This is a genomic window from Novosphingobium humi, assembly GCF_028607105.1.
Classification (GTDB): domain Bacteria; phylum Pseudomonadota; class Alphaproteobacteria; order Sphingomonadales; family Sphingomonadaceae; genus Novosphingobium; species Novosphingobium humi.
Genome location: NZ_CP117417.1, coordinates 1045170 through 1067937, shown reverse-complemented (window position 1 = coordinate 1067937; position 22768 = coordinate 1045170). Strand labels below are relative to the sequence as shown.

General features: G+C 62.5%; 21 protein-coding genes. 11 read left to right on the top strand and 10 right to left on the bottom strand.

Translation table 11 applies throughout. The features are described from left to right. The first annotated feature begins 249 nt into the window (after positions 1-249). From PQ457_RS04820 to dld, 4 genes are read left to right on the top strand one after another with little or no spacing between them, the layout of a single operon-like run. Positions 250-1104, top strand: coding sequence for a fumarylacetoacetate hydrolase family protein (locus tag PQ457_RS04820; protein WP_273618631.1), 855 nt, complete (start codon positions 250-252; stop codon positions 1102-1104). An 11-nt stretch (positions 1105-1115) separates the two neighbouring features. Beyond that, the gene (locus PQ457_RS04815; RefSeq protein ID WP_273618630.1) at positions 1116-1847 is read left to right on the top strand and encodes an SDR family oxidoreductase; all 732 of its coding nucleotides are present in this window, start codon (positions 1116-1118) and stop codon (positions 1845-1847) included. Beyond that, positions 1844-2635 carry an SDR family NAD(P)-dependent oxidoreductase gene (locus PQ457_RS04810; RefSeq protein WP_273618629.1) on the top strand — a complete coding sequence of 264 codons (792 nt, stop codon included), beginning with the start codon at positions 1844-1846 and terminating at the stop codon, positions 2633-2635. The genes PQ457_RS04815 and PQ457_RS04810 overlap by 4 nt, the downstream gene beginning before the upstream one ends. A 10-nt stretch (positions 2636-2645) precedes the next feature. Then, positions 2646-4340, top strand: coding sequence for a D-lactate dehydrogenase (dld, locus tag PQ457_RS04805; RefSeq protein ID WP_273618628.1), 1695 nt, complete (start codon positions 2646-2648; stop codon positions 4338-4340). 47 nt (positions 4341-4387) lie between these two features. Here the strand turns inward: dld and PQ457_RS04800 are convergent, their stop codons facing one another. Continuing rightward, on the bottom strand, positions 4388-5032 hold the full coding sequence (locus PQ457_RS04800) for a TetR/AcrR family transcriptional regulator (RefSeq protein ID WP_273618627.1): 645 nt from the start codon (positions 5030-5032) through the stop codon (positions 4388-4390). Positions 5033-5300: 268 nt separating this feature from the next. Here PQ457_RS04800 and PQ457_RS04795 point away from each other — a divergent pair, with 268 nt between their 5' ends. Next, positions 5301-6143, top strand: coding sequence for a 3-keto-disaccharide hydrolase (locus PQ457_RS04795; RefSeq protein ID WP_273618626.1), 843 nt, complete (start codon positions 5301-5303; stop codon positions 6141-6143). 170 nt (positions 6144-6313) lie between these two features. Here the strand turns inward: PQ457_RS04795 and PQ457_RS04790 are convergent, their stop codons facing one another. Together PQ457_RS04790 and PQ457_RS04785 are read right to left on the bottom strand one after the other, a co-directional pair. Then, positions 6314-6718: a C-glycoside deglycosidase beta subunit domain-containing protein gene (locus PQ457_RS04790; protein WP_273618625.1), complete on the bottom strand. Its 405-nt coding sequence runs from the start codon at positions 6716-6718 to the stop codon at positions 6314-6316. 39 nt (positions 6719-6757) lie between these two features. After that, positions 6758-7666 (bottom strand): sugar phosphate isomerase/epimerase family protein, encoded by a 909-nt coding sequence (locus tag PQ457_RS04785; RefSeq protein ID WP_273618624.1) that lies wholly within the window; start codon positions 7664-7666, stop codon positions 6758-6760. Positions 7667-7922: 256 nt separating this feature from the next. Between PQ457_RS04785 and PQ457_RS04780 the strand changes: the two genes are divergently transcribed. Further along, positions 7923-9131 carry a Gfo/Idh/MocA family protein gene (locus PQ457_RS04780; protein ID WP_273618623.1) on the top strand — a complete coding sequence of 403 codons (1209 nt, stop codon included), beginning with the start codon at positions 7923-7925 and terminating at the stop codon, positions 9129-9131. A gap of 82 nt (positions 9132-9213) precedes the next feature. Here PQ457_RS04780 and PQ457_RS04775 read toward each other — a convergent pair whose 3' ends face one another. After that, the gene (locus PQ457_RS04775; protein WP_273618622.1) at positions 9214-11556 is read right to left on the bottom strand and encodes a TonB-dependent receptor; all 2343 of its coding nucleotides are present in this window, start codon (positions 11554-11556) and stop codon (positions 9214-9216) included. Positions 11557-12016: 460 nt separating this feature from the next. Here PQ457_RS04775 and PQ457_RS04770 point away from each other — a divergent pair, with 460 nt between their 5' ends. Beyond that, positions 12017-13297, top strand: coding sequence for a cation:proton antiporter (locus tag PQ457_RS04770; RefSeq protein ID WP_273618621.1), 1281 nt, complete (start codon positions 12017-12019; stop codon positions 13295-13297). Beyond that, positions 13294-14853, top strand: a complete 1560-nt coding sequence (locus PQ457_RS04765; RefSeq protein ID WP_273618620.1) for a DUF389 domain-containing protein — start codon at positions 13294-13296, stop codon at positions 14851-14853. The genes PQ457_RS04770 and PQ457_RS04765 overlap by 4 nt, the downstream gene beginning before the upstream one ends. Positions 14854-15161: 308 nt before the next feature. Here PQ457_RS04765 and PQ457_RS04760 read toward each other — a convergent pair whose 3' ends face one another. The 3 genes from PQ457_RS04760 to PQ457_RS04750 are packed head-to-tail and all read right to left on the bottom strand — an operon-like array spanning position 15162 to position 16363. After that, a complete protein-coding gene (locus PQ457_RS04760) occupies positions 15162-15698 on the bottom strand; it encodes a hypothetical protein (protein ID WP_273618619.1) in 537 nt (178 codons plus the stop codon). A gap of 44 nt (positions 15699-15742) precedes the next feature. Continuing rightward, positions 15743-16099, bottom strand: coding sequence for a response regulator (locus PQ457_RS04755; protein ID WP_273618618.1), 357 nt, complete (start codon positions 16097-16099; stop codon positions 15743-15745). A gap of 27 nt (positions 16100-16126) precedes the next feature. After that, a complete protein-coding gene (locus tag PQ457_RS04750; protein ID WP_273618617.1) occupies positions 16127-16363 on the bottom strand; it encodes a hypothetical protein in 237 nt (78 codons plus the stop codon). Between the two features lie 141 nt (positions 16364-16504). Here PQ457_RS04750 and PQ457_RS04745 point away from each other — a divergent pair, with 141 nt between their 5' ends. Beyond that, positions 16505-17422, top strand: coding sequence for a hydrogen peroxide-inducible genes activator (locus tag PQ457_RS04745; protein ID WP_273618616.1), 918 nt, complete (start codon positions 16505-16507; stop codon positions 17420-17422). A gap of 102 nt (positions 17423-17524) precedes the next feature. Here the strand turns inward: PQ457_RS04745 and PQ457_RS04740 are convergent, their stop codons facing one another. The 3 genes from PQ457_RS04740 to PQ457_RS04730 form a co-directional block, all read right to left on the bottom strand. Then, positions 17525-18823, bottom strand: coding sequence for a hypothetical protein (locus PQ457_RS04740; RefSeq protein WP_273618615.1), 1299 nt, complete (start codon positions 18821-18823; stop codon positions 17525-17527). 156 nt (positions 18824-18979) lie between these two features. Then, positions 18980-19213 carry a hypothetical protein gene (locus PQ457_RS04735; RefSeq protein ID WP_273618614.1) on the bottom strand — a complete coding sequence of 78 codons (234 nt, stop codon included), beginning with the start codon at positions 19211-19213 and terminating at the stop codon, positions 18980-18982. Positions 19214-19216: 3 nt separating this feature from the next. Further along, entirely contained in the window at positions 19217-21583 is a 2367-nt protein-coding gene (locus tag PQ457_RS04730; RefSeq protein WP_273618613.1) for a TonB-dependent receptor, read from the bottom strand. 208 nt (positions 21584-21791) lie between these two features. Between PQ457_RS04730 and PQ457_RS04725 the strand changes: the two genes are divergently transcribed. Next, a complete protein-coding gene (locus tag PQ457_RS04725; RefSeq protein WP_273618612.1) occupies positions 21792-22244 on the top strand; it encodes a MarR family winged helix-turn-helix transcriptional regulator in 453 nt (150 codons plus the stop codon). A gap of 55 nt (positions 22245-22299) precedes the next feature. After that, a complete protein-coding gene (locus PQ457_RS04720; RefSeq protein WP_273618611.1) occupies positions 22300-22686 on the top strand; it encodes a DUF1398 domain-containing protein in 387 nt (128 codons plus the stop codon). Positions 22687-22768: the final 82 nt, after the last annotated feature.

The window sequence follows — 22768 nt, the reverse complement described above, 5'->3', positions numbered from 1 at the left end:
AAGCCGGGATTGACGGTCTGGACCGGCATGGCCAATCGCGCCTGCTGCCGCCCCTTCGCGGGTCCATCGAAAAACGCTCCTGTGTTTGGACTTTACCGGAGGACCATTGTCGGTTACGCAGCATTTTGATCATTGATCAAATAAAGTCGCTTCCGGCATTGGATTATTCCGGGCGCCCCGGATACCATGGCAGCGCGATATGCGGCCCGGTCGATCGGATCGTCGGCCGCACTTGATGTGGAGCATGCAATGAAACTGGTACGATTTGGCCAAGCAGGACAGGAAAAGCCCGGAATCCTTGACGGCAACGGGGCCTTGCGCGATCTTTCGGGCCATCTGTCCGACATTGACGGCGAGACTCTGTCTCCGCCCGCCCTTGAACGGCTGCGCGGGATCGACATCTCCGCGCTTCCGGCCGTGACCGAACCAGTGCGTCTGGGCGCTCCTGTGGCCGGCACGCGGCAATTCATCGCCATCGGCCTCAACTATACCGACCATGCGATCGAGGCCAACATGCCGATCCCGGCGGAACCGATCGTGTTTACCAAGGCCGTCTCGTGCATTCAGGGGCCGAACGACGATGTGCGGCGACCGCGCCAATCGGACAAGATGGATTGGGAGGTCGAACTCGGCATCGTCATCGGGTCGCGCGCTTCCTATGTCGCGCCCGAGGATGCGCTGAACCACGTCGCCGGATATGTGGTCTGCGATGACCTGTCGGAACGCACCTTCCAGCTTGAGCGCGGCGGCACATGGGACAAGGGCAAGGGCTGCGAAACATTCGGCCCGGTCGGCCCATGGCTGGTCACCGCCGATGAGGTTGGCGACGCGCAGCAGCTCGACATGTGGCTGGAGGTCAATGGCCAGCGGATGCAGACCGGCAACACGCGCACCATGATATTCGATTGCGCCACCATCGTCAGCTATCTGAGCCAGTTCATGGTCCTGCTGCCCGGCGACATCATCACCACCGGCACGCCGCCGGGTGTCGGCATGGGCCTGAAGCCCCCCGTGTTCCTCAAGGAAGGCGATGTGATCGAACTGGGCATCGAGAAGCTGGGCGTCCAGCGCCACAAGGTCATCGCCTGGGACGCCGACCGATGAAGGCGGCGGCGATGGGTCGGCTTGCCGGCAAGTCCTGCTTCATCACCGGCGGCGCGCAGGGCATCGGCCGGGCCATCGCCATCGCCTTTGCCCGCGAGGGCGCGCAGGTCACGGCAGCGGACCTTCGTTTTACGGAACCCTTCGGGGCGGAACTGGGCATCGAGACCCGCATCCTCGATGTCACCGATACGGAAAGCGTCGCGGCGGCGGCGCAGGCCCATGGCGAAACCTCGGTGCTGGTCAATTGCGTCGGCTATGTCGCCAATGGCTCGATCCTTGACGGCACGCTCGATGATCTTGACCGCAGCATGACGCTGAACGTGCGCTCGATGGCCCTGACGATCCGCGCCTTTCTTCCCGCGATGCTGGGCCGTTCGGATGGCGCGATCATCAACATCGCCTCGGTGGTGTCATCGGTGATGGCCGCGCCCAACCGCTTCGCCTATGGCACCAGCAAGGCGGCGGTGATCGGCCTCACCATGTCGGTGGCGCGGGACTTTATCGGTCAGGGCATCCGCTGCAACGCGATCAGCCCCGGCACCGTTGAATCCCCTTCGCTGCTCGAACGCTTTGCCGCGACGGGCGATGCCGATGCCGCGCGGGCGGGTTTCATTGCCCGACAGCCGATGGGCCGCCTCGGCCAGGCCGAAGAGATCGCCGCCATCGCCGTCACGCTCGCCTCGGACGAGGCGCGCTTTATGTCGGGCACCAATGTGGTCATCGACGGAGGAATGAGCCTGTGACCTCCCTGTCCGCCCCCCAACCCGCGCCGCCCTTTGCGATCGTGACCGGCGGCAGCACGGGCATCGGCCAACACCTTGTCGGCGCGCTGGCGGCGGCGGGCTATCGCGTGGCGTTTTCCTATTACGCCTCGCCCGAGCCTGCCCTCGCGCTTGTCGAGGAACAGACCGCGCGTGGCCACAGTGTCATCGCCATGCCCTGCGATGTGGGCATCAAGGCGCAGGTGGAAAGCTTTGCCGAGGCGGTCGTCGCTTGGGCAGGCAGCGCGCCCGACCTGCTGGTCAACAACGCCGGCATTCAAACCTGGTCGCCGCTGCTCGAACTGTCCGAAGAGCGCTGGGATGCGGTGCTGCGCACCAATCTCAAAGGGTGCTTCCTCAATACGCAGATCTTTGGCCGCCTGATGGCGCAGCGCGGCTCTGGCGGCGCCATCGTCAACATCGGTTCGGGCTGCAACAAACATGCCTTTCCCAATCTGGTGGACTATACCGCATCCAAGGGCGGGATCGAACAGTTCACCAAATCGGCCGCGGTTGAACTGGGGCCTTACGGCATTCGCGTGAACTGCGTGGCGCCGGGGGCCATCGCGACCGAGCGCACCGCCGAGGAAGCGCCCGATTATGCCGCGCAATGGTCGCCGATGACGCCGCTGGGCCGGGTCGGGACCCCCGCCGACATTGCCGGGCCGGTGCTGTTTTTCGCAGGCCCGGCTGCCGCCTTTGTGACCGGGCAGACGCTCTGGGTCGATGGCGGCGTTTTCACCCGTGCGCCCTGGCCCTATCCGCAGTAAGGTCCGCCAGATGCTTTCTACCCCCGCCCCGCTGCTCGACCAGTTGCGCGCCATCGTCGGGCCGCGCCATGTCCTGACCGACGGGGATGCGACGCGCGCCTATGCCACCGGCTATCGCTATGGCGGCGGCGATGTTCTGGCGGTGGTGCGGCCGGGCACGCCGCTTGAACAATACCGCGCCTTTTGCGCCTGTATCGCCGCCGATGTGATCGTGATTGCCCAGGCCGCCAACACCGGCCTGACCGGAGGATCGACCCCGGACGGCGCCTATGATCGCCCGGTGGTGATCATCAACACCTTGCGTTTAAAGGGCATTCACACGCTGTTGGGCGGCGCGCAGGTGGTCTGTCTGGCCGGGGCCACGCTCTATGATCTGGAACGCGAACTGGCGCCGATGGGCCGCGAACCGCATTCGGTGATCGGGTCGTCCTGCATCGGCGCCTCGGTCATCGGCGGGGTCTGCAACAATTCGGGCGGGGCCTTGATCCGGCGCGGCCCCGCCTATACCGAAATGGCGCTCTTCGCGCGGGTGCTGGCCGACGGCACGGTCGAACTGGTCAATCACCTTGGCCTTGAACTGGGCGGCGCGCCCGAGGAAATTCTCGATAACATCGGCCGGGGCCGCCTGCCCATGGCCGAGGATGCGGGCGCGCCCCGCTGCGTTGCCTCATGTCAGGATTATGCCGAGCGGGTGCGCGACATCGCCGCCCCCTCCCCGGCCCGGTATAATGCCGATCCGCAGCGATTGTTCGAAGCCTCGGGCAGCGCGGGCAAGGTCATGGTCTTTGCCGTCCGGCTCGACACTTTTCCCCGCGATGAGCAGACCGCCACCTTCTATATCGGCACCAATGACACCGCCGAACTGACCCGTTTGCGCCGCACGATCCTCTCCCAGTTTCAGGAACTGCCGATTTCGGGCGAATATATCCACCGTGACGCGTTCGATATTGCGGCCATCTACGGCAAGGACGTCTTTGTCGCCATTGAGCGCTTCGGCACCGACCGCCTGCCCCGCCTCTTTGCGCTGAAGAACCGGATCGATGCGCTGGCGCGGCGATGGCGCATCCTGCCCGCCAACCTGTCGGACCGGGTGATGCAGGCCGCGAGCCGGTTGATGCCCGACCATCTGCCGCCGCGCATGCGGCAATGGCGCGACCGCTTTGCGCATCATCTGATCCTGAAAATGCCGCGCGATGGCGTGACCGAGGCGCGCGGCCTGCTGGCGCAGATGTTTCCAAGCGCAACAGGCGATATGTTCGAATGCACGCCGATGGAGGCGAAGAAGGCCTTTCTGCATCGCTTTGCCGTGGCCGGAGCGGCGATCCGCTACCGCGCCATACATGCCGATCGCGTGGGCGACATCATCGCGCTGGATATCGCCCTGCGCCGCAATGACGAGGACTGGCTGGAGGTGCTGCCCCCGGCCATCGACAGTTTGATCGAGGCCAGGCTCTATTACGGCCACTTCTTCTGCCACGTGTTCCATCAGGACTATATCCTGAAGCCGGGCATTGACCCGCTGGCGCTGGAGCACCGCATGTGGGAACTGCTCGACGTGCGCGGCGCCGAGTATCCTGCCGAACACAATGTCGGCCACCTCTATCCCGCCAAGCCCGCGCTCGCGGCGCATTATCGCGCGCTTGATCCCGGCAACCGGCTCAACCCCGGCATCGGCCAGACCAGCCGACAGCGCGACTGGCGATGATCACGGCCCGATTTTGATCAACCCATAAATTACGCCAGACAGGCCGCTCAATCCGCCTGCCCGGCCAGAGCCGGATCGCACGGCGCGTCCTTGGCAAGAATGGCGCGCAGCACGATATCAACAATCGTCTCGGCTATGTCGACGCTAGGCAATGCGCCATCCTCGCTGGGGCGCAGCACGCCCTTTTTACGCATCGTGGCAAAACCGTAAATCGCCGACCAGAACGCCACGACACGCACGCCGGCGTCATTTGGATCAAGGTCGGGAAGCGCGCCGATGACCTGATCGTGCAGGGCCGCGTGCCCGGCGCGCTGGAATGCCAGCAGCGTCGGATCGAGCGTCGGGGTGGTCAGCTCGCTTTCGTACATAAGGTCGAGCAGATGGGGGTTTTCTTCGGCGAACCGGATAAAGAGCAGCCCCATGCGGCGCAGTTTCTCGGCCGGGCTGGCAATACCGGCAACCACCTGCTCGGTGCCCGCCAGCATCTCGTTGAACCCCTCGGTCGCCAGCGCCAGCAGCAACGAGCGCCGATCGGGAAAGTGATAATAGGGCGCGCCGGGCGAAACCCCGATTTCCTGGGCCAGAGTGCGGACCGACAGCCCGTTGTGCCCGTGCTGCTTCAGATAGGCGCGGCCGGCATTGAGCAGGTTATGGCGCAACTTGTCCCGGATATACTGTTTCTTCTCGCTCATTCATTCCCGCCCGTTGATATGCCGGATGCGAAATCTGGACAGCTTTGCCTCTCGCCGCCTCACTCTCCGTCGGCTTGCGCCGCATTCGGATCCAGCCTGAGCCTTTTGTACTGCCGGCCCGAGGATGTCAAAACGTGACCGCCGCCTGTGCGGTATCGCAGAGAAATTGACGCGGGCCAATCCCTGCTTGCGATAATTTGATCATTGATTAAAACGTCTCCATCTGCAGGCCGAATGCATGGCGCGCAAACCATCCAAGGAGAGATGCATGAAGACCACCCGACGAGGCGCCCTTTCACGTCTGGCTGCGACCGGTGTTGCCGCAGCCCTGCCGCATGTCGCTTCCGCCGCCGGCCCCGCCACCGTCGCGGCGCCCGCCGGGCCCGCCGATGACGATGGCTGGCGCCCGCTGTTCAATGGGCGCGACATGACCGGCTGGACGTTCTTTCAGGATGGCGTCGGCGCGCAGGACCGCGATGGCGTGGTCGACATCCACGACGGCATGCTCCACCTGCTCGGTCCGCGCTATCACGGCCCGGCCAAGGCCGGCATGGGCTATCTGGCCACGGACCGCGAATATGAGAACTATCACCTGAGCCTCGAATACAGGTGGGGCACCCGCCGGTATGAACCGCGCACGATCTGGAAGCGGGACAGCGGCATTCTGTATCATACGCCCTTCGGCCCGGAGCGGCTGTGGCCCGATTGCATTGAATACCAGATCATGGAGCGCAACACCGGGGACGCGCTGCCCATCAATCACCGCGCGATAGCCGCGATCTCGCAGGGCGGCCTGCCCGCCTGGCCCGAGGATTTTCCGGGCAACACGCAATATGCGCCGCAGGTCGATGCCGGTGGTTCATTGCGCCAGTGGATCCGCGCCGACGGCAGCTTTGACACGCTGGAAGGATGGAACACGGTCGAATTGATCGCACAGGGCAACAAGGCCGCCCATATTGTCAACGGACGCCTCGTGACCGCGCTCTACGGCCTGCAACGTCAGGATCCCGCGGATCGCTCACGCTATATTCCGCTCACACGCGGCCGCATTCTGTTGCAGATCGAAGCGGCCGAGATCGTCTTCCGCAACGTGAAGATCCGCCAACTCTGAACATTGCCGTTGAATTGGCGCGCAGGTGCGGGGGCGAAAGGCTCCCGCGCTTTATGCGCCGGGGCGACGAAAAAGCATCTTCGCCATCATCGACAAAACCCCCGGCGCGGCGCACCGGGGGCTCTCTGGTTTTGTCGAGCGTCTCGCAAAGGGCGGCAAGCCCTCCCGCCTCAGGGCAGGACGATCGTCGCCAAGCGTTCACCGTTGACCGGCAGAGGCTGCAGGTGCGGCGGGAAATAGGGCGAGCGGGTGCGCGCGGCCACTTTCACGTTGTGGATGCCGGGGGCAAGCCCGCCGACCTTGGGAACCAGCACGGTGCCAAAGTCGCCCATCGCCCATCGCACGGTGGTCGCATCGCGCATGGCCTCAAGGTCATAGACCTCGCCATGAAGGCGCAGCATGGTGATCTCGTGGCTGAAGAACTCGCCGTCGATCGTGACATCCACGCCGTCGAGCAGCGACAGGCGCATGCCGCGATAGTTGGGCAGGCGCAGGCGCACCTCAACCCCTTCGCGGGCATCGGCCGGCCCATAATTGCGGAAACCGGTGGCTTGGATCAAAGGATATTCATACATGGCATTTTCCTGGGAATAACGGTTTCAGATGCGGTCGTATCAGGCGTCAGCCAGCGCAGCGTCATATTGCGCTTCAAGTTGGCGCATCAGGACATGCTGGCGGCGGACCTGATCAATCGCCACCCACGGTTCACGCGTGCCTTCATATTCCGAGGACAGATAACCGTCGTAACCCGCGCGCTTCAACACCGGGATCACCTTGTCCCAGGGAATGTTCTCGCACTGGAGATCGTCGTTGATGTAATGGAACTTTGCCTGAATGAAGGCCACGTATTTGGCAATATCGAGGAATTCCTCGGGATCGACCGCGATGCCGTTGATCAGCTTGGCGTGATCGCTGTCGCCTTCGGGCACTTCATGCTGCCAGCCCTTGAGCGGGCGGTTCTGGAAGATGCCGGTGTCGATCAGCAGGCGGAAATTCGGGGTGCCGGTGCGCTCGATGAAGTCGATATAGCCATCGACCGCAGGATGCCTGATCGGCGTGGGCGAGTGGATCTCGGGACAGATCACGATATCGAACTTGTTGGCCAGATCGAGCACCCGCTCGACCGCGCCCGACCAGATCGGATCGGGGGTCAGTTCGGCGTCGATCACGCCAAACTTGGGGCGCAGCGACTTGAAGCCCAGGCGATGCGCAAGGCGCAGGTCACGCTCAAGTTCGGCGGCGCCCTCGGCAACCGTCAACTGGCATCCCAGACGCAGCTTGGTATCGACCCACGAACACATGTTGGTCGGCTCGAGCTGGTGACGGTCAAGCAGGCCAAACCACTTGTCGAGCCATTCCGCGCTCGGTTCGGGATAGCATTCCACATGCGTCTCCCCCAGGATTTCGATGCCGGTCGCACCGGTGTCGGCGATGTGATCGAAACCATCCTCAAGGGTCATGATGCTGCCGAAGTCTTCGGTATAGCTATAGAGCGATACCCCGTATTTGAACTGCCCAGCCATACTCAACTCCCTCAATTGGCGATTCCATGGATTTGTCAGGCTTTTCAGCCCATTCGGAACTCCTGCCCGGTCGGCGATGCGACAGGCGCGGATATGCATGCGCCTTGATTTAATCGCTGATTAAATTTCTGGCAAGGGCCATTTCGCATCGATGCATTCGCAGGGCGCAGCGGACGATCAAGCGACGTTGACAATCTGCCCGCCCGCTTTAATCACCGATCAAATCACAACGCATCGCCCGATAAGGAGAGTTGGAATGGGGATAGAGCCAGTCAGGATCGGCGTCATCGGCGCGGGCGATATCAGCGGCGTCTATCTGAACGCCATTGCCGGCTCACCCGTGCTGGAGCTGGGCGGCATCGCCACGCGCCGGCCTGCACGCGCCGAGACGGTGGCGGAACGCTTTGGCGTGGCTTGCATGAGCGTCGATGCGCTGCTGGGCGACCCAAGGATCGAGCTTGTGGTCAATCTCACGCCGGGGCGCGACCACGCCGCACTCAACGCGCGCATCATCGAGGCGGGCAAATCGATCTATTCGGAAAAGCCGTTTGCGCTGACGCTGGAGATGGCGCGGCAACTCGCCGCGCAGGCGTCGGCCGCCAATGTGCTGATCGGCAGCGCGCCCGACACTTTCTACGGCGCAGCCCATCAGGCGGCACGTCGCGCGCTCGACACCGGGGCGATCGGCAAGCCGGTTTTCGGCCAATCGTTCATCGGTCTGCCGGGGCTGGAAATGTTCCATCCCAATCCGGCGCAATTCTACCTGCCCGGCGGCGAGCCGCCCTACGACATCGGCCCCTATTACATCGCCATGTGGGTCAGCCTGCTTGGCCCGGTGCGCCGTGTCCACGCGACCGGCAGTTTTGGCCCCGCCGAGCGGGTGGTACGCCATGGTCCGGCCAAGGGCACCAGCTTTCCGGTCGAAGTGGCCACCACCTTCATCACATCGCTGACCTTCGATGCCGCGCATGTCGCCTTGACCATTTCCCTCGACGTCGCAATCCCCACCCAGCGCCCCGGCGAACTCTATGGCACGCAGGGCATCCTCGAACTGGCCGACCCGATGTTCTTCAGCGGCGGCGCCGGGCAATTCACCCCCGCCACCGGCCGCAGCCCCCTGGCCACCACAGGCATGCCTTTTGCCGAGCCCAACCGCCTTGATCACGCGGGCCAACCGGTGGCCGACTATCGCGGCGTCGGTCTGGTGGACATGGCCCTTGCCCTGCGCAGCGGCAAGCCGCACCGGACAGGCGCCGACTTTATCGTGCATAATGTCGAGATCATGGAGGCCATCACCCGCTCGGCGCAGAGCGGCCAAGCCATCACGCTGGAAAGCACCTGTGATCGCCCTGCCCCGCTGGATGCCGCCCTGGATGCCGCGTTGATCGCCAATACCGCATCGCCATTCGACCTTGCCGCCGAACGGGCCGCCCGCACCGCGCGCCTTCACATTCCGCATGGCTGATAGGCCCCGCAATCAATAAAAAAAAGGGCTTCGGAGCAAACAAGCTCCGAAGCCCTTCTTATTCAGGCTTGCCCCAAAGGGATCAGAAGTTGATCCCCGCCCGCACGCCGATGGTGCGGACCGAGTTATAGCCAAAGCGCTGATTAAGGGTCAGCACTGCGGGGTTGAGCGAGGCGTCGCCGCCGTCCGAACCGATCGAAATCGGGCGAATGGCATTGGTGCAGTTCTTGCAGAACAGCGCAACGTTGAACGCCGCCGTCTTGATGCCGATGGTGGCGTCCAGCGTGTCCCAGCTCGGGATCTGGAACGCCGGGCCAAAACCGGCCGAGAGCGACGAGCGGTGATAGTAGCTCAGCGAGATCAGGCCATCCAGACGGTCGTTCAACGCATGCTGATAGTCCGCGCCCAGCGTGGTGCTGAACCGGGCCGAGAGCGGGATCTGATAGCCGCCCGCGTTAAACGAGGACTGCGTGGCCGAACAACCGCCCGTGGTCTGCGTCGGATAGCACTGTGCGCCGGGGAAATCATTGTACTTGGCATCGGCATAGGTGGCCGCGCCCGACAGCGTCAGGCCCTTGGCAACGCGCGCCGAGAACGAGGCATCGACACCCTTGGTGGTCGCCGTGGCCGCATTGGCCAGGACAAAGGTACGCAGCGCGGTAATCCACGACTGGACCTGCAGGTCGGTGTAGCGGGTGTAGAAACCGGAAAGGCTGAGCGTCAGGTGATTGTCGAACAGCCGGGTCTTGATGCCGATTTCGCCGCCCTTTGAAATTTCCGGGCGCACCGCAAGGTTGGCACCGGGCGCAGGGGCGGTGTTCGAGAAGCCCGGCCCCTTGTAGCCGCGGCCATAGAAGCCATAGATCAGCGTTGCGGGCGTCACCTGCCAATCAAGGCCGATCTTGTAGCTGAAGTTGGTGGCGTCGGTTTGCTGGATCGAGCGGTTATTGGGAATGCCCAGCGTGACGAAATAGTGACCGGTGTTTTCCAGCAGATCGATGTTGGCCTTGTCATAGGTCACGCGGCCACCGGCCGTCGCTTTCAGCGTATCGGTCAGGCCGTAGCTGAGCTGGCCAAAGCCCGCAAAGCTGTTCTGCTTGAGATTGAAGCGCGAGTCCTGGCCCAGAAACGTGGTGTTGCTGACCGGGCAAGCAGCAGGCGGAGCGCCCAGTTGCGTCGCGCCGACGCAGAAAGGAAACGTCGGCAGCAGAAACGCAGGGAAGCCATTGTTGCCGCCCAGCAAGCTCTGCTGATTGAGCTGCGAGTGGTAGTAATACAGGCCCGCCTGCCCGGTGATCCGGTTGCCAGAAGGCAGCGCCAGACGCAGTTCCTCGGAAAACTGGTTGTAATTCTGATGAGCCGAGTTGGTGTTGAAGAAGTTGAACTGGGTCTCGTCGGAATCGAAGGTGAAGGCCGTGGTCATATGCTTCCACGCCGCGATGTTGATCAACTGCACACCGTTGTCGAACGTATAGCTGATATTGGCCTGGGCGCCGCCCGTCTCGCTGTCGCGGAAATTGGGCGCATCGGCCTGAAAGATTTGGTTATTGATCCCAGAGGGCAGGCCAAGGCCGGTATAGGCGCTGCCCGCGCCAAACTGGCGATAGGTGATGTCATAACGGCCCGAAACGCCGCGCTGACGATTATAATCGCCCAGAATATAGACGCTCAACGCGCTGTCGGGCTGCCACAGATACTTGGCGCGCAGGCCAAGGTTGCGAATGCCCATATCGTTACGGACATTGGCGTTGACCATCGGATAGGTGACAGCATCCTGCCCGCTGTAGATCGCATTGAGCCGCAGCGCACTGGTCTCGCTGACCGGCAGGTTGAGGGTGGCCCGCGCCTGAATGCCCTGCCCCTTCTTGATCGGGCGGTCGCGGGTCACCAGTTCAACGTCCGCATTGCCTTCCAGCTTGCCGATCTTGGGCTTTGCGGTCGTGATGTTGATCAGGCCGGCGGACGCGTTCTTGCCGAACAGCAGGCCCTGCGGCCCGTTGAGCACTTCGACGCGCTCAAGGTCGTAAAAGGCGTTGGCGGCAAACTCGCCATTGCCCAACACCACGTCATCGACCATCTGCGATACGCTCGATTCCACCGTGGTGGCAAAGGTTGCCGTGCCCACACCGCGGATCGAGTAGGTGTTGTCCTGCGCGACCTGAAGGCTCGGAGCCAGCTTGGTAACCCCGCTCAGGTCATTGACGCCGCGCTTCACCAGCGTGTCGGCGGAGACGACGGACACGCTGAGCGGCACCTTCATCACATTTTCCGAACGGCGCTGGGCGGTCACGATGATCTCGCCGACGCCCTCACCGGAGGCTGCAGGAGCAGGCGCACCGGGCGCGGCCTGCTGCGCCGAGGCGGCGGCCAACGGGGCCAGCGCGGCGCCGACCAGCAGCGCGGTTTGGATAGATGTTCTGATCATGGTGGTCCTCCCTCTTCTTGTCGTAGGGCGCCGGGAAACAGGCCATTGCGCGATCAGGCCCTTGGCGGACGTGATGCGCTCTGCTCCTCTCCTGTACGGCGCCATCCTGTGGGCAACACGGTTTTAATCACCGATTAAAACGAGTCTCTATTTTCTGTGGAGTGCGCTGTCAAGTAGCTTGCGCCCATCGGCGCGCCCGGCAGGAACGGCTGCGCGGCCGCAAGGCACCTGATGCCTGCCGCAACGAACCTGCGATGATCGACCGATGCAAAATCCCCCAAGAGGCTGGCAGCAGCCTCGCTGAGCTGCGGCCCCGGAATGCGGACCGACGGGGCCGATGCGAAAGCGGCACAGCAAACCACGTCGCACCACATAACATCACGATAATATTCCGGTTTTGCTGGACAAGCCGCGCAACAGCCGCATGATAGGCCCATGCGACAAGAGGAGGATGCCCACCATGTCCGCGACATTCTCGCCCTTTGACGCCGCCGCCATGCTGATCGTGGCTGCAGCCGTCCTGGGCTATGCCAATCACCGCTGGCTGCGCCTGCCCGCCTCGGTCGGGTTGACGGTAATGGGGGCGCTGGCCTCATTGCTGGTGCTGGGCATTGACCGGCTGATGCCCTCCAGCCAGCTTGCCGCGCAATTCAATGCCTTTCTGGGCCAACTCGATTTCCATCGCACGCTGATGGAGGGGATGCTCTCGTTTCTGCTCTTTGCCGGGGCGCTGCATGTCGACTGGTCGTATATGCGGGCCGGGCGCTGGCCGATCATCATTTTCAGCACCATCGGCGTGCTGATCTCGACCATGGTTGTGGGTATCGCCTTCTGGCTGGTGGCGGGGTGGATGGGGCTTGGCGTGCCTTTGGCATGGGCGCTGGTGTTTGGCGCGCTGATCAGCCCGACCGATCCGGTCGCGGTGATGGCGGTGATGAAGCGCGCCGCGATGCCGCCCACGCTGCAGGCCACGGTTGCGGGCGAGAGCCTGTTCAACGATGGCGTTGGCGTGGTGGTCTTTTCCATCCTTGTCGCCATCGCCACAGGCGGGTCCGAATTTCACTTGTCCCATGCCGCGATGGATTTCCTGCGGGAAGCGGGCGGAGGCGCCTTGCTGGGGCTGGCCATCGGCTGGGTCGCCTTTCGGGCCATGCGCAGCATCGATGAATACAATATCGAGGTGATGATCTCTCTGGCCGTGGTCATGGGCGGATACAGCCTTGGCATGACGCTGCATATCAGCGGGCCGGTGGCGATGGCCGTGGCGGGGCTGGTGATCGGCAATGCCGGGGTCGCCCACGCGATGAGCGATGTGACACAGGACTATCTGCTCAAGTTCTGGGCGCTGATCGACGAGATCCTCAATGCCGTGCTGTTCCTGCTGATCGGGCTTGAGGTGATTGCCATTGCGCCGCATCTCTCGCTGCTGGTGCTGGGGGTGATCTCGGTCGCGCTGGTCATGGCCGGGCGGATCGTGTCGGTGGGCGTTCCGCTGGCGCTGATGCGGCGGATGATCGATATGGGGCCGCTGGCCCTGCCCACGCTGGTGTGGGGCGGATTGCGCGGAGGCATCTCGGTCGCGTTGGCCCTTTCCCTGCCCGACAGCCCGATCCGCAGCGCCATTCTGGCGGCCACCTATATCGTCGTGCTCTTTGCGGTTATCGTTCAGGGCGGCAGCATCGGTGCGCTGATCGAAAGGATCAAGGCGCGCCATGGCGTGACGGGAGTGACAGTTCATTGAGGCATTGGCATCACACTTTGCGGCGCTGGCGGGTCAAACTGGCCCATCTGGTCCTGCTGCCGGAAATGAGCGAGGAAGATGGCGCCGCAATCCGGCAACAGGTCGAGGATGACGGCAGGCTGACACGCGGCTTTGCGCTGATGTGCGGCCTTGCGGCGGGCATTGCCATGCTGGGCCTGCTGCAATCCTCAACGGCGGTGGTGATCGGGGCGATGCTTGTCTCGCCGCTGATGGGGCCGATCGCGGCGCTGGGTTTCGGCTTTGCCGCGCTTGACGGCCATCGCATCCGCGATGCGGCCAAGGTCGTGATGGTGGGCGCGGCCATCGGCATCATGACGGGCATTATCATCACCTGGGCCAGCCCGATCCGCAATGCCACGCCGGAAATCATCGCGCGTACCCAACCGACGCTGCTTGATCTGGTGGTGGCGCTGCTCTCCGGCCTGGCGGGCGGCTATGCAACGGTGATGAAAAAGGGCGGCACCGCGATCGGCGTGTCGATCGCCACGGCGCTGATGCCGCCGCTGGCGACAGCCGGTTATGGGCTGGCAGTATGGCAACCGGCCTTTGCACTGGGCGCGCTGCTGCTGTTTCTGACCAATCTTTCGGCCATCGCCTTTGCCTTTGCGCTGGTCGCACGGCTCAGCGGCGCAGCCTTGCCCGAAAGGCAGGTCGACTGGTCCCCGCGCTATGTGCTGGCCGGGTTGGCCGCCTTTGCCGTTCTGGCGGTTCCGCTGGGCCTTACCCTTTCGCAGGTCAGCCGCGAGGCCAGCCTGCGCAAGACCGCCCGCGCCGCCATCGCCCAGGCCACCGGCGGCGCCAACAGCCGGATCGCCCAGTTGGACGTGTCATGGCCGCTGCTGGGCGATCCGGACGTCAGCGCGCTGGTCGTGACCCCGCATTATGCCACTGACGCCGAGCAGGTCTTGCGCAAAGCGCTGGCGACAGCGGGCGCGGCCAAGGTCACGGTCAAGCTGCAACAGGTGCTGGCCGCCGACCTGCCCGCCCAGACCCAGGCGATGGTCGATGCCGCAATGGAGCGCACCGCGGCGGGCATTGCCGCCGATGTGCCGCCCTTTGCCCGTATTCGCGCGGCTATCAGCCTGCCCACCTCGGCACTTTGGGTCAATCGGTCCGAACGCATGGTATTTGCCGCGCCGGTGGCCATGCCCGGCTGGACGCTGGCTGATTATCGCCAGATCGAGCAAACCGCCACGCAAGCGGCGGAAGGCTGGCGGGTGGCCATCATTCCACCGACCAGCGCGGGACTGACGGTCGCTCTGGATGGCGCGAAGGAGGATCCCAGCGCCATCCCGCCCGATCTGGCGATCTGGGCCGTGCAGCGCTGGGGGCTGAACCGGGTGATCCTGGTCGGGCGGGACAATGAGATCGCATCGCTGCTCCAGCAATTGCAACAGGCAGGCATTGCCGCATCGGTCACGCCGCCAGAGCCTCAGGACAAGCCGCAAGAAGCCACGTTGCGCTGGCCTGCCCCTCCCTCCCCCGCCGTTCCGCCTGAGGGGGCTGCAGGTCCGTCGGCCACCGGCGGAGCGTGACGGTCGGGGGCACCTTAAAAAGCGCGCCGGCCGCGATCATGGCCGAGCCGCGCATCATGCACCCGCAACTGCCCGATTTAATCATGCAAGTCTTTGAAATAGGTCGCCTGAGGTTCTTTGACCAACCGCGACCTGCGTGAACGGGGAATGGGTGCGCGTTTAACACCCATTCCCCGCCTGCCCTCTACTCCCGCCAACCGATACCAGTCCCTTGGGCAGCCTGTCTCTCGCACAATGACCGACCGGTATCGCTCGACCAATTTGGGGACGAACCTCTTGGGCCACCCCCTAATCGCGGGTCGCGGCGATCAGGACTGTGAGGTTGCCTTCTTGGCGGCCGCGTCAAGTTCGGCTGCGGTCAACGAGATGAAAAGACCGTTGGCCCCCAGGCCGAAAGCCTTCTTGGTCAGAGAAACCGGCCCCGTAGCCCTTTCGATAATCACCTGATCACCCTTGACCTCCTTGACGGTTCCGATGACCGTTCCGGCCTTGCCCTTCACCTCTGCGCCCGGCGTCATGGCGGCCTCCAGTGCGGCTGCGGCCTTTTGGCTCGCAGCCGCCACCTGATCATCAATCTGCACTTTGGTCATGGAAACGGTCGGCCCCTTCGGGCCGGAACCAAACGCTGTCTTGGGCAGCGCAGCCTTGTGCGTCCCGGTGTCGATAACGATCGTTTCACCGGAAATGCTGTCAATTTTGCCAACCTCGCCGCCTTGCAGATCATAGGCCATGGTCCCCACGACCAGAGCATGCGTGGACGAGGCGGTATTGGCCTGTTGCGCCGTGGCGACCGGAGCAAGAGTCAAGGCTGCCGAGGCGGCCAAAAGGCCACGAATAAGTTTCACTTCAAATCTCCTTTATTAATTAAATCAAGCAAATAGAAATCAATTCATTTTTCCGCACGCTTCAGCAGGCCCGAAATGCAATTGACAAGCTCGGCTTCATCAACGGGTTTGCGAAGCGCCATGCTCTGGCTGACGCCATGCCGGGGCTGATCCGGCATGCCGTTTCCAGTCACATAGACCACGCCAATATCTGGAATGAGTTCGCGAGCCTGGCGCGCCAGAAACCAACCATCATGCCCGCTGCCAAGCTCGATGTCAGTTATCAGCACGTCATAGGTGGTTGTTGAATCGCAAAGCAAATTCATGGCCTTGCTTGCGCAATTGGCCGCGATCACCTCGAAACCGTGATGCTCAAGGGCAATTTCCATCGCAAAGCAGACAAGCGGGTCGTCTTCGACCACGAGGATTTTGGCTAAGCCCATCGTCTGTCAGGCCATTGTCCCAGGCATAACTTTACGCCGGCCCCTTTCGACCGTCAGCGAACCTGAAGAGCTGTTGCCCAAAAGTCGGCAGATGCGCCTGCCTTCCGACCATAGATATGCAGGCACGGAAGAAACATGGCGCTTGGCGATGATCAGCGCCGTTTCCTCATCCGCAGCGTCGAATTGGATGGTTTCTGTGGGCGCGTCTGGCGATTGCTGTCTGGTCAGTTGGAAAAGTGGCATTGACCCTCCTTCACTCCCTTCCGTCCAGCAATCTCAGGTCCACCGCAAAGGTGGCTTCGTTCTTGAAAGTGCATCAGCCCATGCAATAGGTCCAATTGAAAGAATATGGATTTTTTGATAGATTTATTCTATCAGATAGGCATGACAAGTTTTCGCCAATTGCAATATCTTATAGCGGTGGCCGATCGGAAAAATTTCCGTCTGGCGGCAAGCAGTCTGCATGTTTCCCAGCCGACCTTGAGCCTGCAATTGCAGAAACTGGAGGAACAGCTCGACGTTCGGCTGATCGAGCGCAGTGTGCATCCTGTGTGCCTGACGCCCATAGGGCACGAAATTGTTGCGCGTGCACGCAAGCTTTTGCTTGATCTCAACGAGCTTGAGGCCTGCGCCAAGCGCAGCACAGGCGAATTGGTGGGCACGATCAGTCTGGGCGTTTCACCTACCCTCGGGCCTTACCTGCTGCCCGGAATTGTCGGCGTGCTGAAACAGGAAATGCCAAGCCTGCATCTCTATATCCGCGAGGGCATTCCCCAGGAGCAAATGTTCGACCTGCGCAGCGGGGCACTCGATATGATCCTGACTCCCGTCACATCGATCGGCAGCGACCTGCATATCGAACATTTGTTTGATGAAGACCTTCATCTCGTGGCGCCGCCCGAACATCCTTTCGCGGCCCGTTCGGGCCTCAGGCGATCGGATCTGGGAGGAGCCGATACGCTGGGCATCGACCCGCGCTATCCATTCCATCAACAGACGCGCGAGATCTGCAGCGAACTGGGACTGAACCTGCTGGGGAATTATGAAGGCACCAGTCTGGATAGCCTGAGCCAGATGTGCGCCTCCGGTCTGGGCCTTGCGATCCTGCCGGACCTTTATCTGCGATCAGAGGTGGGCGGCAAAAATATCATCGTTCCGCTGGCGATCCAGGATTGGAAGAGCCGGCGTTCCGTGGCCGCCATATGGCGGGCAAATTCGGTTTACGGACACCATTACGCGCAAGTTGCGATGATCATAAAGCGCGAGGCGCAATTGATGCTGAATGCCAAAGCGCAGGGCTGATTGCCCCGTGCCCCCCTCCCCCGGATCATGCCTGCAAAGCGATGGACGCAAACATCCCCCGGCCTCGCCTTCGCCTGCAACGCCCAAGAACGCAGATGGCGTCTAGAACGCCAGCCAACTGAACAGCCGCAATGTGTTATTGTCCCGCGCCTTGGCGCCATTACCGTCATAATTGCGCACCGCGCCGTTGAAGCGGCCAAAAGCGGTATATTGCACGCCAAGCCGCAGATTGGCGCGCGGCCCCAACGGAGAATTCCCGTTCCCCCAGGGCGTGTAATCGAACTGAGCCATCAACCCGTTGCTGTCTGGCCGGTTGGTGGGAGCATAGAGATTGGCATTGCTGCTGCCGCTGATGGCAAACAGTTGCAAAGTCGCCCCGATCCGGTTCTGCCATGAATAGGTGACATCGCCGCGCCACTCGTTCAATATCGTTCTGGCACAGAGCGAGGTTGAACCGTCACCGACATTGCCCAGCGCACAACTCGCCAGCAGATTGCTGGCCTCATGCGCATAACGCAGGTTCATGGCCACCACATTGCCCGATGCCAAAGCCTTCTGCCACGAGGCATCAAGCGCAAGATCGGTATAGTGATCGGCAAGGCCGGTGGTGCGATCACGGCCGGGATTGATCTGGGCCTTGAGGGCCATGGCCCCGATCGAAGCCGTGCCGCCGGCGATATGCGTTTGCGCCGCAACACGGGCGTAGGGCGCCAGTCCATGCAGGTCGCCCGGTGCAGTGGGATCGACGCCCAGCCAGTTGAGCGTTCCTGCACGCAGGCTCGAATAAGCGCCGGCCTCCAGATAGAACTTGTGATTGAACCAGCCGTAGAGCGACGTGCCCAGCACATTTTGCGCCAGCGCTCCGTCGATCAGCGGGCTGGCGCCCGGTGTCTGGGGCAAAGCGCTGGTTGTATAGGGAAAACCCCATGCCGGCGCGGTGTTCCAAGGATCCTGAACGGTCGGATTGTTGTTGATGATCAGACCATAGGTGGCATCGCCCCCCAACAGGCTGCCGGTGTTGACCAGACGGACATCAAAATTGTCCCAATGCCACTGGCGCGCCACGCCATCATAGGTGATCTGTGCGAAGCCGCCGAAATGGCGGCCCGCGCCACCGGCGATGAACAGGCTGCCCTGATCGAAGGCAAGATTGTCATTCGAGGAGAAGTTGGTCGGCGCCGGGTTCTGGTTTGCCGCAGTATGGGTATAGGACGCCACCCCCATCGCCGCCAGCGGGATCGAGGCCTTGCTGCGCAACGTATAGCCGCCCAGCTTGAACTCGCGCCCGAAATCGGTGAGTTGCGGGCCAAACCCTCCGACATGGCATGACTGACACGGCGCGCCGGTTTGGTCGGTATAGGACGGCACCGCGCGCAACGGAACCGCATAGACTGTTGCCATTGCCGTGATCAGACATGCACCCGATAGGCGCAGGGCCAAACGCATACGCCAAGCTTGGGCATTGAATGCATCCATAACACCGGCCTCCCGTTTTTGCCTCAATGGAGCAGGCATCATGAGGAATACACCACTATGGGTGACCGACCTTGCGGAAAATCAAACTTTGTCCCTGCAAATCTGCATAAAACCCTTGTGGGAAAAATAGTCCGGAACCCCGCCCCGAAAGCCACAAAACTCATTATACCCGCTTTTCAGCAGGCCGAATTCCGGCAGGCTGCCAAGGCGCCGCTTGCCCATCAGAGCCGCGCGATAGCCGGACGCTTTCAACAGGGACGCAAAGCCCTGAATGTTCAGGGGGAAAGCCGATATCGTCACCGGCCATGCGGACAATTCTTACACCTTGCCCCGCAAAGTCAGCCCAAACATGCGCGGATCGCTGGGCGTGCCCACGACAAGGCCGCTGTTACCAGCCTGGACCGTGACGTTTTGCAGATAGTTGGCGCCCGTCAGATTGCGGGCAAAGACCTCTACATTCCAGCGCGGGCCGACCCGCACGCCGACCGCCGCATTGACCAGCGTGTATCCGGCAATGGTGGTATAGGCGCTGTCCGTCGCTTCACCATAGATCATCGAGCGGAAGGCGGCATCGGCGCGGGCGTAGAGTTGGGCCCGCCCCGCATCATGCGTCACCTCGCCGCCCAACGAAGCGTTCCATTTGGGCAGGCCGGGCAGCGCTTTGCCCGACAGATCGCACGAGGCGGTGGATGCGCCTGTCAACTCGATCGGGCAAGGCCCCGCCGGATAGGAGGCATAGCGCCCATCGGCATAGGCCAGCGCGCCGCGCAGCGCGAACCATGGCGCCACCTGCCATTGCCCGTCCGCCTCAATGCCGCGCACCGTCACGCGCGCGATGTTGGCAAGGTAGGAGCGCAGCGCCACCACGGCGGCATTGTCCACCACATTGGCCTGAAAATCATGCACCACGGTCGAATAGGCCGCCAGATTGAGCGTCGCCCTGCCGCCCAGCCATTGGCTTTTGATGCCCGCTTCCCATGTGAAATTGCGCTCCGGGCGGATGATCGCAGTGGACAGGATCGGATCGCCATTGGCATGGCCTGTCACGCCCGAGGGGTAAACCGGCAGGCCCGACATGTTGATCCCGCCCGACTTCTGTCCGCTGGCGCCATTCACATAGACCTGCAGATCGCGGGTGAGCTTCCACGCCAGATTGAGGCGGCCCGACAGGCCCGCTTCCGACACATTGGCCGCATAGGACTGGGCGCGCAGGATCGAGTTTTTGTCAGCCGTCAGCGATGCCGTGCCAGTGGCCAGCCCGCCGCTGACCGAGGTGTCATAGGTGCCGCGCTTGTTTTCCCACGTCTCGCGCAGGCCTGCGGTCAGGGCCAGCCTGCCGGTGATGTGCAAGGTGGCCTCACCAAACAGCGCCATGGAATCGGAACGGAAATCGCTGGTACCATTCTGCCCGTAGCCATCGAGCAAATTGGCCGGGCGCCCTGCCGGCAACAGCCAATAGGTTGCCTGCGGACCATAGATGCTGATCGGATGGCCGACGATCTTCTGGTGAAAGTAATAAAGGCCGCCGACATAATCCACCCGGCCCGGATGGGCGTTGGAAAAACGCAGTTCCTGGCTGATCTGGTCCTGACGGCTGGGAATATGCTGGGTCATCTGGACGGGCACGCCGGTATAGTCGCGGTCGTTGGCCGCATCCCAATCCCAAAAGCGCCATGCCGTGACCGAGGTGATGACAAAGGGCCCGCTTTTCAATTCGGCGATGGCGCTGGCGCCGCCTTCCTGCGTATCGGTGCCCACGGGCGCATCAATGTCGGTAAGGCGGGCATAGGGATTGGTCGAAGGCACGCTGTAGCCCAGCCCTGCGGCCAGCGCACCATATTGCTGGGCCGCAGGCTTGAGCGTGGGGGCAACCCGCACATAGACCTGTGTGCAGCAGTCACCCTTGAAGCTGGCCCAATCGCCGGTCAGCCGGATCGAGAGATTGCCGGTCGGCGTCAACAGGATCTGGCCGCGCAAGGCGGCATTGTCGATGCTGTTTTGCCAGGTGCCATAGCGTTGGTTATAGATCACCCCATCACGCTTGGTCAGCGATCCCGATACGCGGAACGCGGCCAGATCAGCAACCAACGGGCCGGTGATGCTTGCCCGCAACTGGCGGAAATTCTGCTGGCCATAGCTGGCCTCGGCTTGGGCACCAAAGGTGAAGCTGGGCTTTTTCGTGGCGATCGAGATCGCCCCTGCCGTGGTGTTTTTGCCGAACACCGTTCCCTGCGGACCGCGCAGCACCTCGATATGGTCGATGTCGGTGAAGTCAAAAGCCGCAGTGGCGGGGCGGGCGTGATAGACTTCGTCGACATAGAACCCGACGCCCGGCTCCAGCCCGTCATTGGCCTGGCTGACCGAGACCACGCTGGAGCCGAGGCCGCGGATGGTGAAGGCGGTGTTGCGCGGATTGGCGCTGGAATAGTTGAGCGAAGGAACAAGCGTGGAGACCTGCTGGAGGTTCACCGTGCGTGTCGCGCCCAGCAGATCGCCGGACACGACCGACAGCGCAGCAGGCACATCCTGCGCCCGTTCCGCGCGGCGGCGCGCGGAAACGGTGATGTCGGCGTCGGAGGTGGCGGCAACATCGGCCAAGGGGGTATCAGGTGCAGAGGCCATAGCGGGTTGGCCGGCAAGCAAGGTGGCGCACAGCAGGCTGGCGCGCAAAGGCAGATGGCGCATGATCGATCCCTGAACTTGGCGATGGGTTATTATATTTTATGAAATATAGATTAGCCCTGCGCCTATCCAATCATGCCCCGCAACGCAACCCTCCAGTTGGCTTGAGGGCCTCGGTTGTGTCCGGCCCGCCATCCCTTCACTTGGGATAAATTGGTTGACTAGGAAACCTATCCAACCTAGTTTCCCAGTCAACCAATCGGAGCCCCCCATGACTGACGTGTCGGACCTCAATGCCCATACCGGATACCTTCTGCGGATGGTGTCCAATGCGGTGTCTCAGGAATTCGCGCGCGGCGTGGCCGGAGAAGGCGTGACTGTCGCCGAATGGGTGATGCTCCGCGCGCTCTATGGCCAAGAGGCCGTTGCGCCCACGCTCCTCGCCCGCATGATGGGCATGACCAAGGGCGCGATCAGCAAACTTTCCGACCGGTTGCAGGACAAGGGGCTGATCGAACGCTCCGGCAACCCGACCGACAATCGCGGACACCGTCTTTCGCTGTCTGATGCCGGAGCCAGGAAGGTGCCCATTCTGGCCCAACTGGCCGATCAAAATGACGCTGCCTTCTTTGCCGTCTTGAGCGGCAAGGAGCAGGAACAGTTGCGAGCCTTGCTGCACACACTGATCGACCTACACGGGCTTTCGGCCGCCCCGGTCGACTGACCTCATTCGATATGGACATCATTGAAGAAAGGAACTGCGTATGGACGCGGAACGGATGGCTGTTGCCGAAACTTGCCTCAAGGCCGCCTATGACGCGAGTCTGAATTTTCCTGAAATCATCCGCAAGCTCATCGATGCGGGCTTTGAAGGCTATGCGGTCGATTATCGCCGTCATGTCCAGATATTCTATCGGCCCGATGGCGACAGCGTCGAACTGGCCACGCCGCACTCCACCGGGCCGGTCGCGGCGGTTTTCGACAGCGCGGGCGTGGCATCGCTCGTGCGATGGGCGCAAGCCGACGGTCCCGACTACAGCTATGCCGCCTTTTGCGACCAAGCCGCAGCCATGGGCTGCGCGGGCTATCTTGTTTCCTTTCTGGGCCGCCGGGTGGTCTATTACGGCCGCACCGCCCAGACCCATGTTGAACTGTTCCCGCAATGAAGACGAAATGAGCGGATGGCCCTTTGGCGCCGCGATGCCCTGCCCCGGCCTCAGGATCTCGACAAAGCGAAACCCTGAAGCC

Excerpts from the sequence above, each read along its gene's own strand:
- PQ457_RS04820 (WP_273618631.1), top strand. The coding sequence starts at position 250 with ATGAAACTGGTACGATTTGGCCAAGCAGGACAGGAAAAGCCCGGAATC.
- PQ457_RS04815 (WP_273618630.1), top strand. The coding sequence starts at position 1,116 with ATGGGTCGGCTTGCCGGCAAGTCCTGCTTCATCACCGGCGGCGCGCAG.
- dld (WP_273618628.1), top strand. The coding sequence starts at position 2,646 with ATGCTTTCTACCCCCGCCCCGCTGCTCGACCAGTTGCGCGCCATCGTC.
- PQ457_RS04800 (WP_273618627.1), bottom strand. The coding sequence starts at position 5,032 with ATGAGCGAGAAGAAACAGTATATCCGGGACAAGTTGCGCCATAACCTG.
- PQ457_RS04795 (WP_273618626.1), top strand. The coding sequence starts at position 5,301 with ATGAAGACCACCCGACGAGGCGCCCTTTCACGTCTGGCTGCGACCGGT.
- PQ457_RS04790 (WP_273618625.1), bottom strand. The coding sequence starts at position 6,718 with ATGTATGAATATCCTTTGATCCAAGCCACCGGTTTCCGCAATTATGGG.
- PQ457_RS04785 (WP_273618624.1), bottom strand. The coding sequence starts at position 7,666 with ATGGCTGGGCAGTTCAAATACGGGGTATCGCTCTATAGCTATACCGAA.
- PQ457_RS04780 (WP_273618623.1), top strand. The coding sequence starts at position 7,923 with ATGGGGATAGAGCCAGTCAGGATCGGCGTCATCGGCGCGGGCGATATC.
- PQ457_RS04775 (WP_273618622.1), bottom strand. The coding sequence starts at position 11,556 with ATGATCAGAACATCTATCCAAACCGCGCTGCTGGTCGGCGCCGCGCTG.
- PQ457_RS04770 (WP_273618621.1), top strand. The coding sequence starts at position 12,017 with ATGTCCGCGACATTCTCGCCCTTTGACGCCGCCGCCATGCTGATCGTG.
- PQ457_RS04750 (WP_273618617.1), bottom strand. The coding sequence starts at position 16,363 with ATGCCACTTTTCCAACTGACCAGACAGCAATCGCCAGACGCGCCCACA.
- PQ457_RS04745 (WP_273618616.1), top strand. The coding sequence starts at position 16,505 with ATGACAAGTTTTCGCCAATTGCAATATCTTATAGCGGTGGCCGATCGG.
- PQ457_RS04740 (WP_273618615.1), bottom strand. The coding sequence starts at position 18,823 with ATGGCAACAGTCTATGCGGTTCCGTTGCGCGCGGTGCCGTCCTATACC.
- PQ457_RS04730 (WP_273618613.1), bottom strand. The coding sequence starts at position 21,583 with ATGCGCCATCTGCCTTTGCGCGCCAGCCTGCTGTGCGCCACCTTGCTT.
- PQ457_RS04725 (WP_273618612.1), top strand. The coding sequence starts at position 21,792 with ATGACTGACGTGTCGGACCTCAATGCCCATACCGGATACCTTCTGCGG.
- PQ457_RS04720 (WP_273618611.1), top strand. The coding sequence starts at position 22,300 with ATGGCTGTTGCCGAAACTTGCCTCAAGGCCGCCTATGACGCGAGTCTG.